Annotated in this window: 21 protein-coding genes; 13 read left to right on the forward strand and 8 right to left on the reverse strand. The window is 73.2% G+C overall.

What is annotated here, in order from left to right; translation table 11 throughout:
• Positions 1-131: 131 nt before the first annotated feature.
• Positions 132-548 (forward strand): YciI family protein, encoded by a 417-nt coding sequence (locus IG74_RS0116075; protein WP_030676543.1) that lies wholly within the window; start codon positions 132-134, stop codon positions 546-548.
• A gap of 20 nt (positions 549-568) precedes the next feature.
• Entirely contained in the window at positions 569-1,801 is a 1,233-nt protein-coding gene (locus IG74_RS0116080; RefSeq protein WP_030676546.1) for an RNA polymerase sigma factor, read from the forward strand.
• Here the strand turns inward: IG74_RS0116080 and IG74_RS0116085 are convergent.
• A complete protein-coding gene (locus tag IG74_RS0116085; RefSeq protein ID WP_030676549.1) occupies positions 1,771-2,718 on the reverse strand; it encodes a LysR family transcriptional regulator in 948 nt (315 codons plus the stop codon). The genes IG74_RS0116080 and IG74_RS0116085 overlap by 31 nt on opposite strands.
• Before the next feature lie 361 nt (positions 2,719-3,079).
• Here IG74_RS0116085 and IG74_RS0116090 point away from each other — a divergent pair, with 361 nt between their 5' ends.
• Both IG74_RS0116090 and IG74_RS0116095 read left to right on the forward strand, forming a co-directional pair.
• Positions 3,080-4,258: a trypsin-like serine peptidase gene (locus IG74_RS0116090; protein WP_030676552.1), complete on the forward strand. Its 1,179-nt coding sequence runs from the start codon at positions 3,080-3,082 to the stop codon at positions 4,256-4,258.
• 161 nt (positions 4,259-4,419) lie between these two features.
• The gene (locus IG74_RS0116095; RefSeq protein WP_030676556.1) at positions 4,420-4,680 is read left to right on the forward strand and encodes a hypothetical protein; all 261 of its coding nucleotides are present in this window, start codon (positions 4,420-4,422) and stop codon (positions 4,678-4,680) included.
• 37 nt (positions 4,681-4,717) lie between these two features.
• Here IG74_RS0116095 and asnB read toward each other — a convergent pair whose 3' ends face one another.
• Together asnB and IG74_RS0116105 are read right to left on the reverse strand one after the other, a co-directional pair.
• A complete protein-coding gene (gene asnB / locus IG74_RS0116100; RefSeq protein WP_030676559.1) occupies positions 4,718-6,559 on the reverse strand; it encodes an asparagine synthase (glutamine-hydrolyzing) in 1,842 nt (613 codons plus the stop codon).
• Positions 6,560-6,839: 280 nt separating this feature from the next.
• Positions 6,840-7,433 carry a TetR family transcriptional regulator gene (locus IG74_RS0116105; RefSeq protein ID WP_030676562.1) on the reverse strand — a complete coding sequence of 198 codons (594 nt, stop codon included), beginning with the start codon at positions 7,431-7,433 and terminating at the stop codon, positions 6,840-6,842.
• 457 nt (positions 7,434-7,890) lie between these two features.
• Here IG74_RS0116105 and IG74_RS0116110 point away from each other — a divergent pair, with 457 nt between their 5' ends.
• The 6 genes from IG74_RS0116110 (at position 7,891) to IG74_RS0116130 (ending at position 13,335) form a co-directional block, all read left to right on the forward strand.
• Positions 7,891-8,835, forward strand: a complete 945-nt coding sequence (locus IG74_RS0116110; RefSeq protein WP_030676565.1) for a Gfo/Idh/MocA family protein — start codon at positions 7,891-7,893, stop codon at positions 8,833-8,835.
• Positions 8,836-9,288: 453 nt separating this feature from the next.
• Positions 9,289-10,110 (forward strand): helix-turn-helix domain-containing protein, encoded by an 822-nt coding sequence (locus IG74_RS0116115; protein ID WP_030676568.1) that lies wholly within the window; start codon positions 9,289-9,291, stop codon positions 10,108-10,110.
• A gap of 251 nt (positions 10,111-10,361) precedes the next feature.
• Positions 10,362-11,402: a polyketide synthase gene (locus IG74_RS0116120; protein WP_030676571.1), complete on the forward strand. Its 1,041-nt coding sequence runs from the start codon at positions 10,362-10,364 to the stop codon at positions 11,400-11,402.
• A 129-nt stretch (positions 11,403-11,531) separates the two neighbouring features.
• A complete protein-coding gene (locus IG74_RS45905) occupies positions 11,532-11,816 on the forward strand; it encodes a hypothetical protein (protein WP_037825523.1) in 285 nt (94 codons plus the stop codon).
• Positions 11,816-12,442, forward strand: a complete 627-nt coding sequence (locus tag IG74_RS0116125) for a trimeric intracellular cation channel family protein (protein ID WP_037825524.1) — start codon at positions 11,816-11,818, stop codon at positions 12,440-12,442. The genes IG74_RS45905 and IG74_RS0116125 overlap by 1 nt, the downstream gene beginning before the upstream one ends.
• An 89-nt stretch (positions 12,443-12,531) precedes the next feature.
• On the forward strand, positions 12,532-13,335 hold the full coding sequence (locus IG74_RS0116130) for a GNAT family N-acetyltransferase (protein WP_030676579.1): 804 nt from the start codon (positions 12,532-12,534) through the stop codon (positions 13,333-13,335).
• Here the strand turns inward: IG74_RS0116130 and IG74_RS0116135 are convergent.
• From IG74_RS0116135 to IG74_RS0116150, 4 genes are all read right to left on the reverse strand, one after another.
• The gene (locus IG74_RS0116135) at positions 13,319-13,873 is read right to left on the reverse strand and encodes an isochorismatase family protein (RefSeq protein WP_030676583.1); all 555 of its coding nucleotides are present in this window, start codon (positions 13,871-13,873) and stop codon (positions 13,319-13,321) included. The two genes, IG74_RS0116130 and IG74_RS0116135, sit on opposite strands and share 17 nt — an antisense overlap.
• A 73-nt stretch (positions 13,874-13,946) precedes the next feature.
• Complete coding sequence (locus IG74_RS0116140; protein ID WP_030676587.1) at positions 13,947-14,396, reverse strand: MarR family winged helix-turn-helix transcriptional regulator; 450 nt, start codon at positions 14,394-14,396, stop codon at positions 13,947-13,949.
• A gap of 70 nt (positions 14,397-14,466) precedes the next feature.
• A complete protein-coding gene (locus tag IG74_RS0116145) occupies positions 14,467-15,597 on the reverse strand; it encodes an isoaspartyl peptidase/L-asparaginase family protein (RefSeq protein ID WP_030676592.1) in 1,131 nt (376 codons plus the stop codon).
• 190 nt (positions 15,598-15,787) lie between these two features.
• Entirely contained in the window at positions 15,788-17,014 is a 1,227-nt protein-coding gene (locus IG74_RS0116150; protein WP_030676596.1) for an acyl-CoA dehydrogenase family protein, read from the reverse strand.
• A 162-nt stretch (positions 17,015-17,176) separates the two neighbouring features.
• Between IG74_RS0116150 and IG74_RS0116155 the strand changes: the two genes are divergently transcribed.
• Positions 17,177-17,830 (forward strand): TetR family transcriptional regulator, encoded by a 654-nt coding sequence (locus IG74_RS0116155; RefSeq protein WP_030676599.1) that lies wholly within the window; start codon positions 17,177-17,179, stop codon positions 17,828-17,830.
• A gap of 115 nt (positions 17,831-17,945) precedes the next feature.
• Here the strand turns inward: IG74_RS0116155 and def are convergent, their stop codons facing one another.
• Complete coding sequence (gene def, locus IG74_RS0116160; RefSeq protein WP_030676602.1) at positions 17,946-18,482, reverse strand: peptide deformylase; 537 nt, start codon at positions 18,480-18,482, stop codon at positions 17,946-17,948.
• A 137-nt stretch (positions 18,483-18,619) separates the two neighbouring features.
• On the opposite strand from def, the gene IG74_RS0116165 reads away from it, so the two are divergent.
• Positions 18,620-19,867, forward strand: a complete 1,248-nt coding sequence (locus tag IG74_RS0116165) for a MurT ligase domain-containing protein (protein ID WP_030676603.1) — start codon at positions 18,620-18,622, stop codon at positions 19,865-19,867.
• A gap of 33 nt (positions 19,868-19,900) precedes the next feature.
• On the forward strand, positions 19,901-20,629 hold the full coding sequence (locus IG74_RS0116170; protein WP_030676606.1) for a type 1 glutamine amidotransferase: 729 nt from the start codon (positions 19,901-19,903) through the stop codon (positions 20,627-20,629).
• The last annotated feature ends 211 nt before the right edge of the window (positions 20,630-20,840 follow it).

Consider the following 20,840-nt stretch of genomic DNA (forward strand, 5'->3'; position numbering starts at 1 on the left):
GCGCCCGGTCGGGGGACTTCGAGACACGCGGCGAGGAATTGCGCGGCGGGTGTCGAGAACGGCTCGCCCGCCCCGACGTCCCCTGTGAGAGTGGCCCACGAGGGGCGACGACACAGCCAGAGGAGTACGTCATGAAGTACCTGGTGATGATTCAGGGCGCGCAGGCCGACTACGCCGCCATGAACGGCAAGGCCTCCGCGCACAGCCCGGCCTGGAGCGAGCAGGAGCTCCAAGCGATGTTCGCGTTCATGGGGTCCCTGAACAACGACCTCGCCGAGTCAGGCGAGCTCGTCGACGGCCAGGGCCTGACCGACCCCGCGCAGGCCCGTCTGGTCGGCCGGGACGCGGAGGGGCGCCCCGTGATCACGGACGGACCGTACAGCGAGACGAAGGAGGTGCTCGCCGGGTACTGGCTCCTGGAGTGCGAGAGCCTGGAGCGCGTCACGGAGATCGCCACGCGCATCACCGAGTGCCCCGTGCCCGCGGGCGCCCCGAACTCGCCGGTCGTGATCCGGCCGGTGCAGGAAGGCGGCGGCGAGGTCTGCTGAGCCCGCCCGGGACCCCCTGGATGAAGCCGTCACGCGAGATCGAGGACCTGCTGCGCCTGCACGCGCCGCAGGTCCTCGGCGCGCTCGTGCGCCGCTACGGCCACTTCGCCGAGGCCGAGGACGCGGTGCAGGAGGCGCTGCTCGCGGCCGCCCGGCGCTGGCCGGACGCCGGAGTGCCGGACAATCCGCGCGGCTGGCTGATCAGGGTGGCGTCCCGGCGCCTCGTGGACCAGCTGCGCGCCGACGAGGCCCGGCGCCGCCGGGAGGAGAACGCCGCCCGGCTCACGTCCCGCGACGCCGTCGCCGCGCCTCCGCCGGGCGAGAGCCGCGCCCCGTCCGAGGACGACACGCTCACGCTCCTGTTCCTGTGCTGCGACCCGGCGCTCACCCCGGCCGCGCAGATCGCCCTGACGCTGCGCGCGGTCGGCGGCCTCACCACGGCGGAGATCGCCCGCGCGCACCTGGTGCCGGAGGCGACGATGGCGCAACGCATCAGCCGCGCCAAGCAGAAGATCCGGGGCGTGCCCTTCCGCGAGGCCGGGGCCGCCGACCGCGACCAGCGGCTCGCGGCCGTCCTCCAGGTGCTGTACCTGATCTTCAACGAGGGCTACACGGCGACGTCCGGCGCAAGCCTGCACCGCGCCGACCTGGCCGCTGAGGCGATCCGGCTGACCCGTGCCGTACGGCGGCTGCTGCCGCGCGAGGGCGCGGTGACGGGCCTGCTCGCGCTGATGCTGCTCACCGACGCGCGCAGCGCGGCCCGCACCGGGCCGCACGGCGAGCTGATCCCCCTGGACGAGCAGGACCGCAGCCTCTGGGACGCCCGGGCCGTCGCCGAAGGCACCGCCCTGGTCGAGGAGGCGCTGCGGCAGGGCCCCGGGGGCGCCTACCAGGTGCAGGCCGCGATCGCCGCGCTGCACGACGAGGCGGCCCGCGCCGAGGACACCGACTGGCCGCAGATCCTCGCTCTGTACGACGTCCTGGTGCGCCGCGCCCCGGAGCCGATGGCCGAGCTGGGCCGGGTGGTGGCCGTCGCCATGGTGCACGGCCCGCGCGCGGGGCTCGTCGAACTGGCGGACATGGAGGAGCGATTGGCGGGCCACCACCGTCTCGAAGCCGTCCGCGCGCACCTCTTGGAGAAGGCGGGCGACATCGAGGGGGCGCGCGCCGCGTACCGGACGGCGGCCGAGCGCACGCTGAGCCGCCCGGAGATCCGCTACCTTCAGACCCGCGCCGCGCGGCTCGCCCCTTGAACCGCCTGCGCGGGCACCGCGCCCACGCCGCCCGCGCCGCAGTCGGCGGCCACCGTGTCGGCGAAGGCGCGTGCGAGCGGGCTGAGCGCGTCCCAGCGGCGCACCGCCCAGCCCACGGAGAGCGCGGGCAGCTCCGGCACCGGGACGAGGCGAAGCCCCGGCGGACCCGAATCGCGCCAGCCCGGCAGCTCCGGCACGACGGCCTGGCCGACGCCGAGTTCGGTGAGCAGCAGCGCGGTGTCCCAGTCGGCCACGCTGGTGTGGCCCTGCGGGCGCAGCCCCACCTCGGCGAGGGCCGCGTCGAGGCGCGAGCGCGAGCTGGACACCTCCGGGGGCCGGATGAGCTGCACGGCCGCCAGCTCGGCGAGGCTGACGCGCCGCTTGGCGGCGAGGGGGTCGCCGCACGGCACGGCGAGGACCCAGCGCAGGTCCGCGACGGGCCGCTGCTCGATGCCGCGCACGGGTTCGCCGATGGTGACCCAGGCCAGGTCCAGGTCGTCGGCGGCGAGCGCGTCGAAGCAGGCGCGGCTCGAACTCGCCGTCTGGAACTCCAGGGCCACCTGCGGGAACCGCTGCCGGAAGCCGACGATCGCATCGGCCATGAAGTGCCGCACCGTCGTGGCGCCGGTGGTGATGCGCACCGCGCCGCTCTCGCCGCGCACCAGATCGCGCAGGCGGCGCAGTGCGAGGTCGATGCCGCCGATGCCGTCGGACGCGGCGGCGTGCAGGATGCGGCCCGCCGACGTCGGCACGACACCGCGCGCGTGCCGCTCCAGGAGGCTGACGGCCAGCTCCTTCTCCAGGCGTTTGACGTGCTGACTCACCGCCGACTGCGTACAGGAGAGGTCGCGCGCCACGGCGCTGAGGCTGCCGGCGCGGCAGACGGCGATGAAGACACGGAGATCGTCGAGCGTCACGGCACGAAGCTAGGGCGTTCCCGCCGCGAGTGCCACAGCCCGGACGAATCGGGGCCCCGCTCTCCGCGCTGCCCGCCCCGGCCGCCCGGGGCGCGGGCCCGACGCGCACCGTGTGCATGTAGCACAGATCACAGCGGCCCACGGGGCACGCGGGAACGCACTCCCCTATTTCACCGTTGAACAAGATGAGGGTCCCGACCGCGATTCCCCCGTCCGGCCGGGGCCCTCACACGTGCGCCCCGCCCCGCCCCCCTCCCGCACCTCCTCCCGTTCACTTCTGACCGACACACGCCTCCCTGCTTGTCATGTACAGATCTATCGTCGAGAGCGGCATCCCCCCACTGCCCTCCAAGGAGGCACCGTGTTAAGACGCGTCATCGCGGCGGCCGCTCTCGTGGTCACGGCCGCGCTCGTCCCCGCCGCACCGACGACGGCGAGCGAAACGCCACCGGCCCCCGTCCGCACCGCCCCGGTCCCGGCCGCCGGCGAGGAGCAGCAGGCCGACCTCCGGCTCGGCTCCCCCGGGAGCCCGGTCCGCCAGGAGATCCGGCACCCGGGAGCGGCGTACGTCAAGGTGCACGTCGCCCGCCTCGCGCTGGCGCCCGGCGACCACCTCACCGTGGCCGACCCGGCAGGCCGCGAGGTGCACACCTACCACGGCGATCCCACCCGCGGCGCCGCCGCGCGGGGCGACGCCGGCTTCACCCGGCACGGCCGCACCGGCTTCGCCGCGATGTCGGTCGACGGGGACACCGCGGTGATCACCCTGCACACCCGCGGCGAGCGGGGCTCGCACGCCGTGGTCGACCGGTACTGGCGCGGCTACACCCCGGCGGAGTTCGCCGCCGAGAACCCGTCGACGCGCAGCGTGTGCGGCGCCGACGGCCGCCGTGACGCGGTCTGTTACAAGACCAGCCACCCCGCCCACTACGCCGCGTCGCGCGGCGTGGCCCGCATGCTCCTGAACGGCGGGGGCTACTGCACCGCCTGGCGCGTGGGCCGCGGCAACCACATGATGACCAACAACCACTGCATCAAGACACAGGCCGAACTCGACAGGGTGGAGCTGCAGTTCGACTACGACTGCGCCACCTGCGGCGGCAACGACCCGCGCCCCGGCACCAAGGTCGGCGCAAACGCCCTGCTCCGCACCTCGGCGAGCCTCGACTTCACGCTCTTCAGCGTGGACGACTTCGAGAAGATCACCCAGTTCGGCACCCTGTTCCTGGAGACCCGCGCGCCGATCGCCAACGAGCAGGCGTACATCGCGGGACACGGCGACACCCGGCCCAAGCGCATCTCGCTCTACGAGGAGCGCGACGGCGGCGCCTACTGCGGCGTGCGGACCCCGCAACTCGGCTCCGAGGACGTCGGGTACAACTGCGACACCTCGGGCGGCAGCTCCGGCTCCCCGGTGCTCGCCGGCTCCTCCCACAAGGTGATCGCCCTGCACTGGGGCGGCTCCTGCCCGACCAACGTGGGCACCCGCATGGAGAAGATCTATCCGCAGATCCAGGACCTGGTCGACAACCGCCCGTAGCCGATACGGCACGCACGCGCGGAGCGCGGCACCCGCCCCGGCCGTGCCGCGCTCCGTACCGCACGTGCGCCCCGCCCCGCCCCCGCACCCCCGCGCCACCCCTTCGGGCGGAATATGCCAGCCGTCCCGCGCCGGGCTGGACAGGACGGCATCATGCGTCCATGGACGGTGCCAAGCCTGTGCAGGTCTTGTTCCCACCCGACGAGTACGACGCCGTACTGCGGCATGCGGACGGACTCGGCCTCACGGTCGCGGAGTTCATACGCCGGGTGGCGACCGGGCACGTCCGGCGGGGCGGTGACGCGCGCGGAACCGGCGCCGTCCGGCGGGGCGCGACCGTGCCGCCGGTGCGGCGCCGCCTCGACGCCTCGTCGGCCCCCGCGCTCCAGCGGTTCCTCGACACCCTGGCGACGGGGACCTGACCCGGCGCGATCCTTGCGGCGCGCCCCGGCCGGGTCCTCAGGCCAGCGAGACCTCCGGCTTGTACAGGTCGAGCCACACGGCCAGGTCGAGGGCGCGCTCCATGCCGCGCCGCGAGGCCTGCCTGATCTGCGGCGTCTCGCGGTGCGCGAGGCGCCGCAGCGCGTCCCGGTCGACGAGGTCGAAGACCGGGTGCCCGGGCTGCGCGAGCAGGTCCTTGGCGTGCTCCTGCAGCGCGAAGGCGTACTTCGGATCCTGCGTCGACGGGTACGGGCTCTTCACCCGGTCGTACACCGACTTCGGCAGCCGGTCCGCAGCGGCCTCCCGCAGCAGCGACTTCTCCCTGCCGTCGAAGGTCTTCAGGGCCCACGGCGCGTTGTAGACGTAGTCGACGAGGCGGTGGTCGCAGAACGGCACCCGCACCTCGAGCCCCACGGCCATGCTCGCCCGGTCCTTGCGGTCGAGCAGCACCCGCACGAAGCGCGTCAGATACAGATGGCTGATCGTGCGCATGCGGTACTCCAGGTCGCTCTCGCCGTCGAGGCGTTCGACGGCCGCCACGGCCCCCGCATAGCTGTCGCCGACGTAGGACCGCAGGTCCAGGGCGTCCAGGACGTCACGGCGCAGCAGCCCCGTCTCGTCGCCGAGGGTCTCGGCGTGCCGTACCAGCCAGGGGAAGGTGGTGCCGCGCCGCGCCTCCTCGTCGAAGAACTGGAGGTAGCCGCCGAAGACCTCGTCCGCCGACTCGCCGGACAGGGCGACCGTGGAGTGCTCGCGGATCGCCTGGAACAGCAGGTACAGCGAGGCGTCCATGTCGCCGAAGCCGACGGGCATGTCGCGCGCGGTGAGCATCTTCGCCCGTACCTGGGGGTCGGCGAGCGCCTGCGCGTCGAGCACGATGTCGCGGTGGTCGGTGCCCGCGAGGCGCGCCACGTCGTGCGCGTAGGGGGAATCCGGCGTCGCCCGCAGTTCGTCGGCCACGAAGCCGTCGCTCTGCCCCGCGAAGTCGACGGAGAAGCTGCGCAGCGTCTCGCCCGCGCCATTGAGCTGGTGGGCGGCGAGGGCCGAAAGGGCGGAGGAGTCGAGTCCGCCGGAGAGCAGCACGCAGCGCGGCACGTCGGACACGAGCTGGCGGCGCACGACGTCGTCGAGCAGGGAGCGGACGGTGGCCACGGACTCGTCGCGGCCGTGCGGGTGCGGCCGCGTCTCCAGGCGCCAGTAGGCGCGGGTGCGGATGCCGCGGCGGTCCACGGTGACGACCGTGCCGGGCTCGACCTCGCGCATGCCGTCCCACACGGCGTGCCCCGGCGTCTTCACGAAGGCGAACACCTCACGGAGTCCGTCGACGGTCACGCGGGCCCGGGCCAGCGGGTTGGCGAGGATCGCCTTGGGCTCGGAGCCGAAGAGGACGCCGTCGGGCGTCGGACGGTAGTAGAAGGGCTTGATGCCCATGCGGTCGCGCACCATGACGAGGCGCTGCCGCGGCCCGTCCCACACGGCGAAGGCGAACATCCCGTTCAGCCGCTCGGCGACCTCCTCGCCCCACTGGAGATAGCCGCGCAGCACGACCTCGGTGTCGGACGAGGTGGTGAAGGCGTGGCCGAGCCCGGCCAGCTCCGCGCGCAGCTCGGTGAAGTTGTACGTCTCGCCCGAGTACACGAGCGCCACCGTGCCGCCGGGCGTCGTCGCGGTCATGGGCTGGCGGCCGCCGGGCAGGTCGATGATGGCCAGGCGCCGGTGGCCGAGCGCCGCGGGGCCCTCCGTCCAGGTGCCGCGGTCGTCCGGGCCGCGGCACGCCATCGTCTCCGTCATCGCGTCCAGGACCCGGCCCTCGGTCCGCAGATCGCGGTCGAACGAGACCCAGCCGGTGATGCCGCACATGGGGTTCCTCCCGCCGAAGTAGTTGTATCTAGCAGCTATATCGCCAGACTCCGCCGCCGATCGCCCGCGGTCAACGCGCCCGCAACGCCGCGAACCCGCCCGACCCACGGGTTTCGGCCGCATCGGACCGAAGGTCAAGAAGTCACCACGGACGCGCACGTGCCCCTTGTCGCGCGCCAGACCGCCGCGAGTGCCCCCGGAACGTCAACTTCCGGCCATCCGTAAAGCTTTGCTCAACACATGTGCGCATATCGGGCGGCGCGGCCGCCGGGGGCCCGGGTCACGCGGGCGTCAGACAGGCCTGCACCGCGGGCGCGTACCGGTCGGTGATCTCGGCGATCGCCATCGCCCGCAGATGGGGGCCGCGGGCGATGCCGTACATCACACCGAGGCCGAGCAGCATCGCCACGGCCATCTCGGCGCGCAGCCCCGCGTCCGCGCCCGGGAGCCGCTCGCCGAGCCTGCGCACGACCTGCGTACGGAAGTTGGCGCGCAGCACATAGCCGTGCTCGCGGTGCAGCGGCGCGAAGACGATGCGCAGGATGGGGTCGGCGCCCTGCTCGGACTGGCTGGTGAGCAGGTGGTGGACCATGTGGCGGCCGAGGTCCTCCAGGGGCGCGTCGAGGATGGCCGCGGCGTCCGCCTCGAAGGACATGATCTGCGCGAACAGCGCGTCCTTGCTGCCGAAGTACTTCAGGACGAGGGGCGCGCTCACCCCGGCGCGCTCGGCCACCGCCCTGAGGGTGATGTCGGCGTGCGCGTGCCGCGCGAGCAGGTGCCGGGCGGCACGCGTGATGGCGGCCTTGGTCGCTTCGGCGTCACGGCGCGCGGGCCCCGTCACGTACCGGTGCGGCCCCGGGGTGGAGCTGGTCATGGCGTCACTTTCCCTCACCGGCCGCCCGGTCACGGCAGCCGGGTCCGAGGGTAGGGGGCAGGCGCCCCACAAGCCACGGACGGTTGCACAGGGCGCAACAGCCCCGCCGTCAGCCGCACCATCGGATTTCGGGAAACTCCCGGACAGTCGGGACAGTTCGTGCGCGATTCTCGGTCATCTTCGCCGAGCACAAGTGAATGGCAATTCACCGGCCGCGCCGAATTGCCATTCAGCCACCAAGAGTTGACGGTACGTCGAATAGCCGGCCGGACTTCGGCACCGGCCCCGGGAAACGCTCCGACGGCCGAGCACCCCTCACCGGAAGGTCCGTACCTTATGGCCGAGAGTCGTCACGGGCCGTCTCTGCGTAAGCACGGAGATCGTCCCGCCCCGCCCGCCGGAGGTCACCGCCACCCGGCCCGTGGGGTGCCCCGCACCACTCCGCCATACTGCGGCCATGACCAGATTTCGTGTGGGCCTGATAGGTACGGGTCCGTGGGCGACCGCGACGCACGCGCCGGTGCTCGCCGCGCACCCGGACGCCGAGCTCGCGGGCGTGTGGGGCCGCCGCCCCGAGGCCGCCGCCGAGCTCGCGGCCGCGCACGCCACGACGGCGTACGAGGACGTGGACGCGCTCATCGCGGCGAGCGACGCGGTCGCCTTCGCCGTGCCGCCGGACGTGCAGGCGCCGCTCGCGGCCCGGGCCGCGCGGGCGGGCCGCCACCTGCTCCTCGACAAGCCGGTGGCCACGACCTCGGCCGCGGCGCGCGCCCTGGTCACGGAGGTGGAGCGGGCCGGCGTGGCCTCCGTGGTGTTCTTCACACTGCGGTTCGCCCCGCCCGTGGCGGACTGGCTGGCCGCGCGGGCGCAGGAGGGGCCGTGGTTCACCGGGCGCGCCGACTGGTACAGCTCGTTCTACGCGGCGGACGGCGCCGGCGCGTTCGACTCCCCGTGGCGGGCGGACAAGGGCGGCCTGTGGGACGTGGGGCCGCACGCGCTGTCCGTGCTGACCGCGGTGCTCGGCGGGATCACGTCGGTGACGGCGGCTCCGGGACCGGCGGACACGGTCCATCTGGTCCTGCGGCACGCGGCCGGCGCGTCCAGCACCGCGACGCTCACGCTGCGCGCCCCGGAGCGGGCGGCGGGCGTGACGCTGGAGTTCCGCGGCGAGCACGGGACGGCGTCCCCGGAGGCTTTCGGAGAGACAGGGTGGGGCGATTCGGGCGTCGCATTTCAGTCAGCGGTGAGTGCGCTCGTGACGGCGGCACGTGCCGGACGGCCGCACGCTTGCGACGTGCGATTCGGCGCACAGGTGACGGAGATCCTGGCAGCGGCGGAAAATCAGGTGAAGGCGCTCGACGGCGCGACACAACGGGGCCGAACGCGGACTCAGGCCTCTTGAGCGAATACCAGCCACAAGGGCCGCCCGGAACAACACGGGGCGGCCGGTACCGTGGCCGCTACGTAATGGCGAGTGACGGCACCGGCCGCAGCCAGTGAACCCAGGAACCGAACCGGGTAGTAACTGCCACGCAGGTACACACTGCTCAGTTTCCGACCACACAGATCGGAATACGAACAACCGGTCCCGCGCGCTACCCGACTACGACCCCGTAGGCGGAGGGGGTATCCGACGCCGAGGAATTTCAGCCAATTTCATGCTCCCCGAACAAGATGCCCCTGAGTTGTGCCCGCGAGCCCACCGACGATCAAACCTGCAGGTCGGTGGCCCCGCCCACTCCATGATGCCGCACGAGCTGATCGTTTTCTTCAGGCAATGTTTATGCCCAAAGCTGATGCGAATATTTAGACTGCTGACGCTCAACTCGGCGTGTACGAAGAGGGATTACCCACCATGAACAAGACGGCGCTGCGCGCTCTGCTCCGCGAACGACGCGCCCTCATCGCCCCCGAATCGCACGGCTTCGTCCGATCGACGGGGCAGGGCAGACGGGCTCCGGGGCTCTCCCAGCATCAGGTGGACCAACTCCTGCACCGCACCCTTGGTACGTACCACCGCCTCGAGTCCGGCAACTACCCCAACCCACCGACGGCCCTCCTGCGCGACGTGGCCCGCCTCTTCGGGCTGAACGAACAGGAGTGGGTGTCCTTGTGCCGCTACGCCCTGCTCCAGGACCCGCCCGGGCCGCTCCACCTGTCGTCGGGCAAGGAGGTGCCCGGCGTCTGGCGCGAAGCGGTCAACGGCATCTCGCACATCGCGTACATCGCGGACGCGTCCTGGGACATGCTCGTGTACAACGACGCCTGCGCCGCCGTCTTCCCCGGCGGCGAGGTCCCGCCGAACATCATGCGCTGGATGGTCCTCAGCCCGGCGGCCCGCGAGATCCTCCTCGACTGGGACACCGCCTGGGCCCCCATGCTGCTGCCCCAGCTGCGCGGCGCGCTCGCCACCCGGCCGGAGGACGAGACCCTCCAGCAGATCGAGAAGGAGGTCCTCGCCGATCCCACGGCCGCCCCGCTGTACGGCGCGGACAAACCGTTCCCGCACCCCGACGGCGACGAGCGGCCCCTGCTCCACGCGGAGCTGGGGCCGGGCTGGGTCACCATGTGCGCCGCCCAGCCGCTGACCGCTCCGGGCGCCCGGATGATGATCCTGGTGTTCCACCCCGGGCGGGAGCGCGTCCACCCGCGGGCACCGATGCTGCGGGCCACCTGACGGCTCCGCGCGGGCGGCCACCGCCCGCGCGCTGCGCACCGGCGCCGTTCGCCCCGCGCGCCACCCGGGCACCACCTGATCGCCGCACCCGGGCCCGCTCCGTCCGACGGCCGCGAGCGGGCCCGCGCGGCGGCTCTTCCCAGGTCCGTGGCCCTGCGCTGGAACCGCCACGCCAGGACGCACGTTCGACGAGGTGCAGTACGTTTCCTTATGCCCTCCACATCCGACCTGCGCCCGGCGGGAGTTCCTTCGTGTCCGCATATGTCCTCAGACCCCAGACCGTCGTCGGTGACCACAAGGTCACCACCGCGGAGATCACCGACGACATACGCCTGCACCATCCCGAGCACCCCCGGCTCGGCGCGTTCCTGCGGGTCATCGGCAATTGCGGAGTCCAGACCCGCTACTTCACCCGCCCCCTCGACTCCCCGACCGTCGCCGGCACGGCCGATGTGCACGAGCGGGCCAACGCGGCCTTCGACGACGCCCTGGCCATGGCCGAGCGCGCGGCCACCGCCGCGCTCGCGTCGGCCGGGCTCGCCGCGACCGACATCGACGCCGTGGTCACCACGCACACCACGGGCTGGTCCGTCCCCAACCTGGACATCCATCTGATCGAGCGGCTCGGCCTGCGTCCCACCGTGCGCCGCATCGCGCTGACCACGCTGGCCTGCCCCGGCGGCACCCAGTCCCTGATCCGGGCCGCGGACCTGGTCTCCGTCCGGCCGGGCAGCAAGGTCCTCGTGGTCGCCGCGGAGGTCATCTCGTCCGTCTACCACCACAACGACACCGGCATCGAGGCCATGATCTACAAGGCCCTGTTCGGCGACTCGGCGGGCGCCACCGTCGTGTCGGGCGAGCCCCTCGGCCCGGGCCTGGTGATCGAGGACTCGTACGAGTACGTGCTGCCGGGCAGCATCGACCGCCAGCGCGGCCGGATCACCGCCGACGGGTTCCACTTCGATTCCACCAGGAAGGCGCTCACGGCCGCGGACGACGTCCTTCCGCAGCTCCTCGACTGGGTCGGCCCGCAGCGGGCCGAGTTCGCCGTCATCCACCCGGGCAGTCCGCGCATCATCTCCGACACCGCCGCCGCCCTCGGCCTGGATGCCGTTGACACGCGTCACTCCACGGACACGCTCGCCGAGGAGGGCAACCTGGGCGGGGTGAGCGTGCTGCGCGTCCTGGAGCGCACGCACAACGCGCCGCCCGCCGACGGCGCGCGCGGCTACACCGTCGCCTACGGCCCCGGCTTCACCACGGCCGCGCTGCGCTGCCGCTGGCACGGGTGAGGCCTCCGAGCAGCGGCGCGGGGGCCGCTGCTCGCCTCACCGGCCCCGGGCTTCTCGTCCTTTCGGCCACCGTGGTCCGGCCACCTGACCGATGGCGCGGGCCCGGGTCCTTCCGGGACGGTGGTGAGCATGGACACGGTGTGGAATCCCAGGTGGCGGCTCGTCGCGGTGGCCGTCGCCGGTGTGGCGGCGGCCGCCGTGGCGATCGCCGTCGCCGTGGCGGCACCCGCGCAGCAGGGGCAGGCGCGGACGGCCGCCGCCGACGGCGCGCGGCGGTCCGCCGCCTCGGACTGGCGCCTGGACGCCACCGCCCTGGGCCTGACGGCCGCCGCGTCGACGGCGGTGCTCCTGGTGCTGCGGCGCAGAGGCCGCGGCGGCGCCCGGCAGCCGGCCGCGCGCGAGGCGGCCCGCTGATGCTGCACACGCTGTACCTCGTCGGCATCGCCGCCTTCGCCGCCAGCGGCGTGCTCGCCGCGCACCGGGCGCGGATGGACCCCTTCGGCGGACTCGTCCTCGCCTTCGTGGCCTCCATCTCCGGCGGCACGCTGCGCGACCTCATCCTGGACCGCCATCCGCTGTACTGGACCCACGACTGGGTCCTGCTGACCGTGATCGCGGTCACGGGCGTCACCACGATGCTGTACCTGCGCCACCGCGAGCTGCCGCAGCGCACGCTGATGGTGGTGGACGCGGTGGGCCTCGCCGTGGTGACCGTCATGGGCGCGCAGGCCGCCATCGACGCGCGCGTCACACCGCTCGCCGTGATCATCCTGGCCGTCCTGACGGGCGTGACCGGCGAGGTCCTGCGGGACGTGCTGTGCGGGCAGTTCCCGCCGCTGCTGCTGCGCGAGGAGGTGTACGCGACCGCCGCGCTCGCGGGCGCGGGCTGCTACCTCGGGCTGCACCACGCGGGCGCGTCCCCGACCACCACCACGGTGACGTCGGCCGCCCTCGTCCTCGCGCTGCGCCTCGCGGCGATCACCAAGTCCCTGCACCTGCCCCCGCTGTCCCGCGCCCGGGCCCCACGCGCGGACCGCTGAGCACGGGCCACTGAGCACTGGCCGCTGACCGCTGACCGCCACCGGGAAATCCGGTTGTCCGGCGCGGAACCCCCTGCTGAAGTGGCCGAATGGACTCAACAGAAGCACTCGCGGCGTACGACAAGCAGATCCGGCAGAACCTGGACCCGGACGGGCCGGGCGTCCGCGTCGAGCGGGCCGACGGCGTCGTGCGCCGCGTGGGCAGCGCCGCCCACGACTGGAACGGCGTGCTGTGGTCGGACCTCGACCAGGACACGGCCGACGCGGCGATCGCCGCGCAGGTGCGCCTGTTCGGCGGCCTCGGGCGCGAGTTCGAGTGGAAGCTGTACTCCCACGACCTGCCCGCCGACCTGCCGAAGCGGCTGCTCGACGCCGGATTCACGGCCGAGCCCGCCGAGACCCTGATGGTCACGGAGGTCGACGCGCTGCCGCTCGACGCCGCCGTGCCCGAGGGGATCGAGCTCGTCCCGGTGACGGACGAGGCCGGGGTGCGGCTGATGGTCGCCGCCCACGACCGGGCCTTCGGCTCGGACGGCGCCGCGCTCGGCCGCCAGGTGCTGGACCAGCTGACCACCGCGCCGGACACGCTCGCCGTGGTCGTGGCCATGGCCGGGGACGAGCCGGTGAGCTCGGCGCGCATCGAGTTCAGGCCCGGCACGGACTTCGCGGGCCTGTGGGGCGGCGGCACGGTGGCCGAGTGGCGCGGCCGTGGCGTCTACCGCTCGCTGATCGCCCATCGCGCCCGCATCGCCGCCGCCCGCGGCGTGCGCTATCTCCAGGTCGACGCCTCCAGCGAGAGCCGCCCGATCCTGCGCCGGCTCGGCTTCACCGAGCTGGCCACGACCACGCCGTACGTGTACGGGCCGGGGGCTCGGTTCAGCCCAGGAGCTTGATGATCGCGTCGGCGGTGTCCGTCTCGCCGAGCAGCGGGAAGACCTTCTCGACGGCGGCCAGATGGGTCTGCTCGTCCATGTCGGTCACGGCGTCCACGGCCACCGTCACGTGGTAGCCGTGCTCGTGCGCGGCCCGGGCCGTGGACTCCACGCCGAACGCCGTCGCGATGCCGCCGATGACGACCTGGGTGACGCCCCTGCGGCGCAGCTGGAGGTCGAGGTCGGTGCCGTGGAAGGCGCCCCACTGGTGCTTGGTGACGACGATGTCGCTGTCCTGGCGGTCCAGTTCGGGCCGCAGCTCCGCCCAGTCGGCGGGCGTCGCGCCACCGCCGCCGAGCGTGACCTCGGCCCTGCCGGGCGCCCGGCCGGTCACGCGGACGAGGACGACGGGCAGCCCGTGCGCCCGGAAGGCGGCGGCGAGCCGGGCCCCGCGCTCGACGATCCGGTCGGCCGGGTGGAGCGTGGGCAGGGCGGTGATGCCCTTCTGCAGGTCGACGAGGACAAGGGCGGTCTTCGGGTCGAGCGTGGTGGCGGTCATGGGGGTGCCTTTCTCGTACGGGGGTGGGCGCCCGCCCCGCTCCGGACGACGCCGGGCTGGGGGGCGCGGAGCGTCACGGGCGGACCAGTCGCTCCAGGAGCACGACGGCGTCGGCCAGCTGCCGTCGCTCGTGCTCGTCGAGCCGGTCCGCGATGGCCGCCGCGAGCCAGTTCCGCTTGGCGTCCCGCGCCTCGGCGAGCACCCGGCGGCCGTCCTCGGTCACCGACACCACGGACTGGCGCCCGTCGTCCGGGTCCGGCGCGCGCTCGACCAGGCCCTCGGCCTCCAGCGCGCCGACGGTCAGGCGCATGGACTGGGGCCGCACGTGCTCGGCGCGGGCCAGCGCCGCCGTGGTGGCGGGCGCCTCCGCGAGCAGGGCGAGCGCGGACCGCTGCGAGGCCGTCAGGCCGGTCTCCGGCGTCTGGGTGCGCAGCCTGCGCACGACGTGCCGGACGGCGACGGTGAGATCGGCGGCGATCCCCTCGGGCCCGGGTCCAGCCGCGCTTCCTGGCGTGTCGGTCATGAAGGGACCGTACGAGATAGGCAGGCAAACTTGCAAGGCTGCCTGCCTATCTCGTGAAGGTCCGGACGGCTCAGCTGTTCGGCGGCGTCTCGTCCGGGAAGATCTTCGTGACCACGTTGCCGTCCTCGGTCAGATAGCCGTGCAGCATGCCGGGGCTGCTGTGCGGCGCGTCGAACGTGCCGTCGGGCGCGAGCGCGATCACCCCGCCGTCGCCGCCGAGGGCCGGAAGCCGCTTGACGATCACCTCGTACGCGGCCTTCGCCACGCCCACGCCCTTGAACTCCATGAGGTTCGAGAGGGTCGCGGTGGCCCCGCCCCGGATGAACACCTCGCCCGCGCCGGTGGCGCTCGCGGCGACCGTGCCGTTCTTCGCGTACGTGCCCGCGCCGATCAGGGGCGAGTCGCCGACGCGGCCGGGGAGCTTGTTGGTCAGGCCGCCGGTCGAGGTCGCCGCCGCCAGGTCGCGCCGCTCGTCCACGGCGACCGCGCCGACCGTGCCCTTGGACTGCGCGTCGGCGAGGGAGGCCGGGGAGTCCGCGGCCTTCTTGTCGCCCTTCTCTGCCGCCTTGGCGGCCATCAGGGCGTCCCAGCGGGCCTGTGTCCAGTAGTAGTCCTGGGTGACGGTCCGCAGCCCGTGCCGGGCGCCGAAGTCGTCGGCGCCCTCGCCCGCGAGCAGCACGTGCTTCGACTTGTCCATGACGGCCCGGGCGCCCTCGATGGGGTTGCGCAGGCTCTTCACGCCCGCCACGGCACCGGCCTTGAGGTCCGAGCCGCGCATGATCGACGCGTCCAGCTCGTGGCCCGCGTCGGCGGTGAAGACCGCGCCCTTGCCCGCGTTGAACAGCGGGTCGTCCTCCAGCTCCGTGACCGCCTCCTGGACGGCGTCCACACTGGAGCCGCCCTTGTCGAGCACCTTCTGCCCGGCTCTGAGGGCCTCGGTCAGACCGTCGCGGTACGCCTTCTCGCGCTCCGGCGTGGTCTTGTCCCGGTCGAGGGCGGTACCGGCGCCGCCGTGCACGGCGAGCACCACGTTCCGGGCGTCGGGCCTGGCCTTGCCCGCGGGCCGGGCGTCGGCAGCGGCAGCGGCGCGGGCGTCGTCCGGCGCGCGCTCCCCGCCCCGTGGCAGGGCGAGCGTGGTGGCGGTGACCGCGGCGGCGGTGGCGAGAGCGGGAATCAGCCAGGTCAAGGGTCGTATGCGCATGGGCACTCCTTGGCAGGACGGCGACGGGGTCACCGTAAGGGCATGCACATGACGCCAACCAGGGGGCGTGCCGCCCCTCGAACACCCTCGGCCACTGCTCGGCGCGGCGGCCTCCGCGCGCCGAAGAGGGCAGCAGCGCACCAAAGGGGGCGGCAGCGCGCCGCCCCCTCCGTCCCGCCCTCCGCCCGCGTCAGCGGATCGGCAGCCCCGACAGGGTGCGCGCGATCACCAGGCGCTGGATCTCACTCGTCCCCTCGAAGATCGTGTAGATCGCGGCGTCCCGGTGCATGCGCTCCACCGGGTACTCGCGCGTGTAGCCGTTGCCGCCGAGGATCTGGATCGCCTGCGCGGTGACCTTCTTGGCGGTCTCGCTGGCGTACAGCTTCGACATGGAGCCCTCGGCGCTCTCGAACTTCTTGCCCGTGACCGCCATCCAGGAGGCGCGCCACACCAGGAGCCGGGCCGCGTCGATCTGCGTGCGCATGTCGGCGAGCTGGAAGGCGACGCCCTGGTTGTCGATGATCGGGCGGCCGAACTGCTCGCGCGTCTTCGCGTACTCCAGCGCCTCCTCGTACGCGGCGCGTGCGGTGCCCACCGCCATCGCGCCGACGGCCGGGCGCGAGGCCTCGAAGGTGGCCATGGCCGCGTTCTTCACGCGCTCGCCGCCGCTCTTCGCGCGCTCCCGCGCGCGGGCGAGCCGCTCGTCGAGCTTCTCCTTGCCGCCGAGCAGACAGGAGCCGGGCACGCGCGCGTTCTCCAGGACGACCTCGGCGGTGTGCGAGGCGCGGATGCCGTGCTTCTTGAACTTCTGGCCCTGGGACAGGCCCGGCGTGCCCGGCGGCACGATGAAGGAGGCGTGCCCCTTGGAGCCGAGGTCGGGGTCGACCACGGCGACGACGACGTGGACGTTGGCGATGCCGCCGTTGGTCGCCCAGGTCTTGGTGCCGTTGAGGACCCACTCGTCCTTGGCCTCGTCGTAGACCGCGCGGGTGCGCATCGAGGCCACGTCGGAGCCCGCGTCCGGCTCGGACGAGCAGAAGGCGGCGACCTTCACGTCGTCGACGTCGCCGTACATCTGCGGGATCCAGGTGCCGATCTGGTCCTCGGTGCCGTTGGCGAGGACGCCCACGGCGGCGAGGCCGGTGCCGACGATGGACAGGGCGATGCCCGCGTCGCCCCAGAACAGCTCCTCCATCGCCATGGGTATGCCGAGCCCGGTGGGGTCGAAGTACTGCTGGGCGTAGAAGTCCAGGGAGTAGATGCCGACCTTCGCGGCCTCCTGGATGACCGGCCAGGGCGTCTCCTCGCGCTCGTCCCACTCGGCGGCCGCCGGACGGATCACGTCGGCGGCGAACCCGTGGAGCCAGTCCTTGACCTCCTTCTGCTCGTCGTTGAGCTCCATGGTGAACTCGGCCATGACCCCTCCCGGCTACGAACCCGTGCTACGTTACTTGCGGTAACTGGAGTCTGTTACTGGCCGGTAGCCCCTGTCAACTCCCGGCAGCCCGTTCGATGCTCCAAGGCTTCCGGGTGTTACGTTGCGCGTTGCGTCAGGAATCGCACGGGCGGAGAACACCACATGGAGACCACGCAGCGGACCGATCAGCAGCGGTCCGCCGAGCAACGACGGCGCGAACTCCTTGAGGCGGCCGACCGCGTCGTGCTCCGCGACGGGCCCGGCGCCTCGATGAACGCCATCGCAGCCGAGGCGGGCATCACCAAGCCCATCCTGTACCGCCACTTCGGCGACAAGGGCGGCCTCTACGCGGCGCTCGCCAAGCGGCACACGGACGCGCTGCTCGCCTCGCTGCGCGCGGCCCTCGACGCCCCCGCCGAGCGCAGGGAGCGGGTGGAGTCCACGCTCGACACCTACCTCGCGGCGATCGAGGCCCGGCCGCAGGTCTACCGCTTCCTCATGCATCCGTCGGAAGCCGTGCCGTCCGGCGAGGCGAGCGCCGAGGGCTTCGACGTCGGCCTGCACTCCGCTCCGCTGCTGCGGCGCCTGGGCGAGGAGCTCGCCGAGGTCATCGAGGAGCGCGTCGACCTCGGCCCGGAGAGCGCGGAGCTCGCGCGCGTGTGGGGCCACGGCATCGTCGGCATGATGCACGCGGCGGGCGACTGGTGGCTGGGCGAACGCCCCTGCTCCCGCGCCCAGTTGGTGCGCAGCCTCGCGGACCTGCTGTGGGGCCGCCTCGCCGCCGCGGGCAACCGGGTGGGCGGGCCGGGCTTCTGACATCGAGCCCGTCCGGCGTTTGAGGACGAGGCGCGCAGCGCCAACGGAGCGGGGAAAGGGGCGCGGCCCCAGCCGTAAGTGGCGGGGGTCCAGGGGCGCGGCCCCTGGACCGGCATCAGCTCCAGTCGGCTCGCGCCACTTGGCGCAGGACGCGGCGACGGCGCCACCCGGTGACATGATCGACGTACACCCCACCTGTCAGGTGGTCGCTCTCGTGCTGGAGGCAGCGCGCGAAGAATCCGGTGCCGTGCACCCGCACCGGCTCCCCCGTCGCCGTCACGCCCTCGACGACCGTGTGGTCGAAGCGCGGCGTCGCAGCCTCCAGGCCCGGCAGCGAGAGACAGCCCTCGGGGCCGCGCACGGTCACGCCGTCGAGATCCACCACGCGCGGGTTCACCACGTGCCCGAGGTGGCGCACGTCCTCGTCGTCCGGGCAGTCGTACACGAACACCTGGAGGCCCACGCCGACCTGGTTGGCGGCGAGGCCGACGCCCCGGGCCGCGTACATCGTCGCGAACATGTCCTCGACGAGCGCGGCCAGTTGGGGCCCGAAGTCCGTCACCTCCGCGCAGGGGGTGTGCAGCACGGGGTCACCGAGCAGGGTCAGGGGTCGTACGCGCCCTGAGGCGCCCGGGATCGAGCCGTGTCGCATGGCCGCAAGAGTACGGTCCAGGGGACAGCAGTGGCGCCGGGTGGTGGTGCGATTCGGGCTTGTCAGTCGATCTCGATAGGCTGGACCGACACGATGCCGGGCAGGCGCGGCGCCGTACGCAAGGAGGACCCAGAACGATGGCAGGACACCCTGGCAGCTCAGAGTCGCTGTCGGCACGCGCCAAGCTGGCCGTGACGGCGGGCAAGGCGGCCGCGGCGGTGTCGCGCGCGGCGGGCCGCGGCAGCGGTTCGGTGATCGGCGGCAAGGTCGCGCTCAGACTCGACCCGGAGCTCCTCGGCCGGCTCGCGAACCACCTGGACGTGGTCCTCGTCTCGGCCACGAACGGCAAGACGACCACGACGCGCCTGATCGCCGAGGCCCTGCGCGCCAGCGGCCCGGTCGTGTCCAACGCCCTCGGCGCGAACATGCCCGCGGGCATCACCTCCGCCCTCGCGGGCGGCTCGGACGCCAAGTTCGGCGTGATCGAGGTCGACGAGAAGTACCTGGCGGGCGTCGCCCGCGACGTCGACCCCAAGGCGATCGCGCTCCTGAACCTGTCGCGCGACCAGCTCGACCGCGCCGCCGAGACCCGCATGCTCGCCGAGAAGTGGCGCGAGGGCCTGGCCGGCACCAAGGCCGTCATCATCGCCAACGCCGACGACCCGCTGGTCGTCTGGGCCGCCTCCTCCTCGCCGAACGTGGTGTGGGTGGCCGCGGGCCAGGCCTGGAAGGACGACGCCTGGTCGTGCCCGGCCTGCGGCGGCGTCATGCAGCGCCCCGGCGACGACTGGTACTGCGGCGAGTGCGGCTTCCGCCGCCCGACGCCCAGCTGGGCCCTGTCCGGCGACCACGTCCTGGACCCGCACGGCTCGGCCTGGCCGATCCACCTCCAGCTCCCCGGCCGGGCCAACAAGGCCAACGCCACCTCGTCCGCGGCCGTCGCCGCCGTCTTCGGCGTGCCGCCGCAGGTCGCCCTGGAGCGGATGTACCAGGTGCAGGCCGTCGCGGGCCGGTACGACGTGGTCCAGTTCCAGGGCCGCGACCTGCGCCTGCTGCTCGCGAAGAACCCGGCGGGCTGGCTCGAAACGTTTTCGCTCATCGACGGCCCCCCGGCCCCGGTGATCCTCTCGGTGAACGCGCGCGGCGCCGACGGCACCGACACCTCCTGGCTGTGGGACGTCGACTACACCCGCCTCGCCGGTCACCCGATCTTCGTGCTCGGCGACCGCAAGCTGGACCTCGCCGTCCGCCTGGAAGTCGCGAACCTCGACTTCCGCGTCTGCGAGACCCTCGACGAGGCCGTGCAGCTGGCCCCGCCCGGCCGCATCGAGACCATCGCGAACTACACCGCCTTCCAGGACCTGCGCCGCCGCGTGGGCAACTGACCGCGCCCCGACCGTCACTGAGGACCAATGAGCATGAGCGACAACAGCCTCCGTCTGGTCTGGGTCTACCCGGACCTGCTGTCCACGTACGGCGACCAGGGCAATGCCCTGGTCGTGGAGCGCCGCGCCCACCAGCGCGGCCTCCAGGTCGAGCGCTACGACGTACGCAGCGACCAGCCGGTGCCCACCTCCGGCGACATCTACCTCATCGGCGGCGGTGAGGACCGGCCGCAGCGGCTCGCGGCCGAGCGCCTGCGCCGCGACGGCGGCCTCCAGCGGGCCGTGGGCAACGGCGCCATCGTCTTCTCGGTCTGCGCCGGCTACCAGATCCTGGGCAACGAGTTCATCAACGACCTGGGCCAGCGCGAGCCCGGCCTCGGCCTGCTCGACGTGGTCTCCGTGCGCGGCGAGGGCGAGCGCTGCGTCGGCGACGTCCTCGGGGACATCGACCCGCAGCTCGGCCTGCCTGAGCTCACCGGCTTCGAGAACCACCAGGGCGTCACGCACGTCGGCCCGAACGCCCGCCCCTTCGCCCGCGTCCGCCTCGGCAAGGGCAACGGCACGGGCGACGGCACCGAAGGCGCCTACAACGGCACCGTCTTCGGCACGTACATGCACGGCCCCGTCCTGGCCCGCAACCCGCTGATCGCCGACCTGCTCCTGAAGCTGGCGCTCGACGTGAACGCGCTGCCGCCCACCGACGACCGGTGGTACGAGGCGCTGCGCGCGGAGCGGATCGCCTCCGCGCAGCAGCCCGCCTAGCGACGGGCCTCCCGGCAGGGGAAACCGTTCCTCGCACTGCGCGCTCGTCCTCGAACGCCGGACGGGCTGGACATGTCCAGCCCGTCCGGCGTTCGTGTGTCCAGTGGGTTCGTGTGTCCAGTGGGTGGGCGATGCCTGCGGGGGCGGGCGGTGCGCCGGTAGGGTGGTCGGGATCCAGCCGGACGACGGGGTCCGGTCACCGCCCGATTGC

The organism is Streptomyces sp. NRRL B-1347, from assembly GCF_000720325.1.
Lineage (GTDB): Bacteria > Actinomycetota > Actinomycetes > Streptomycetales > Streptomycetaceae > Streptomyces.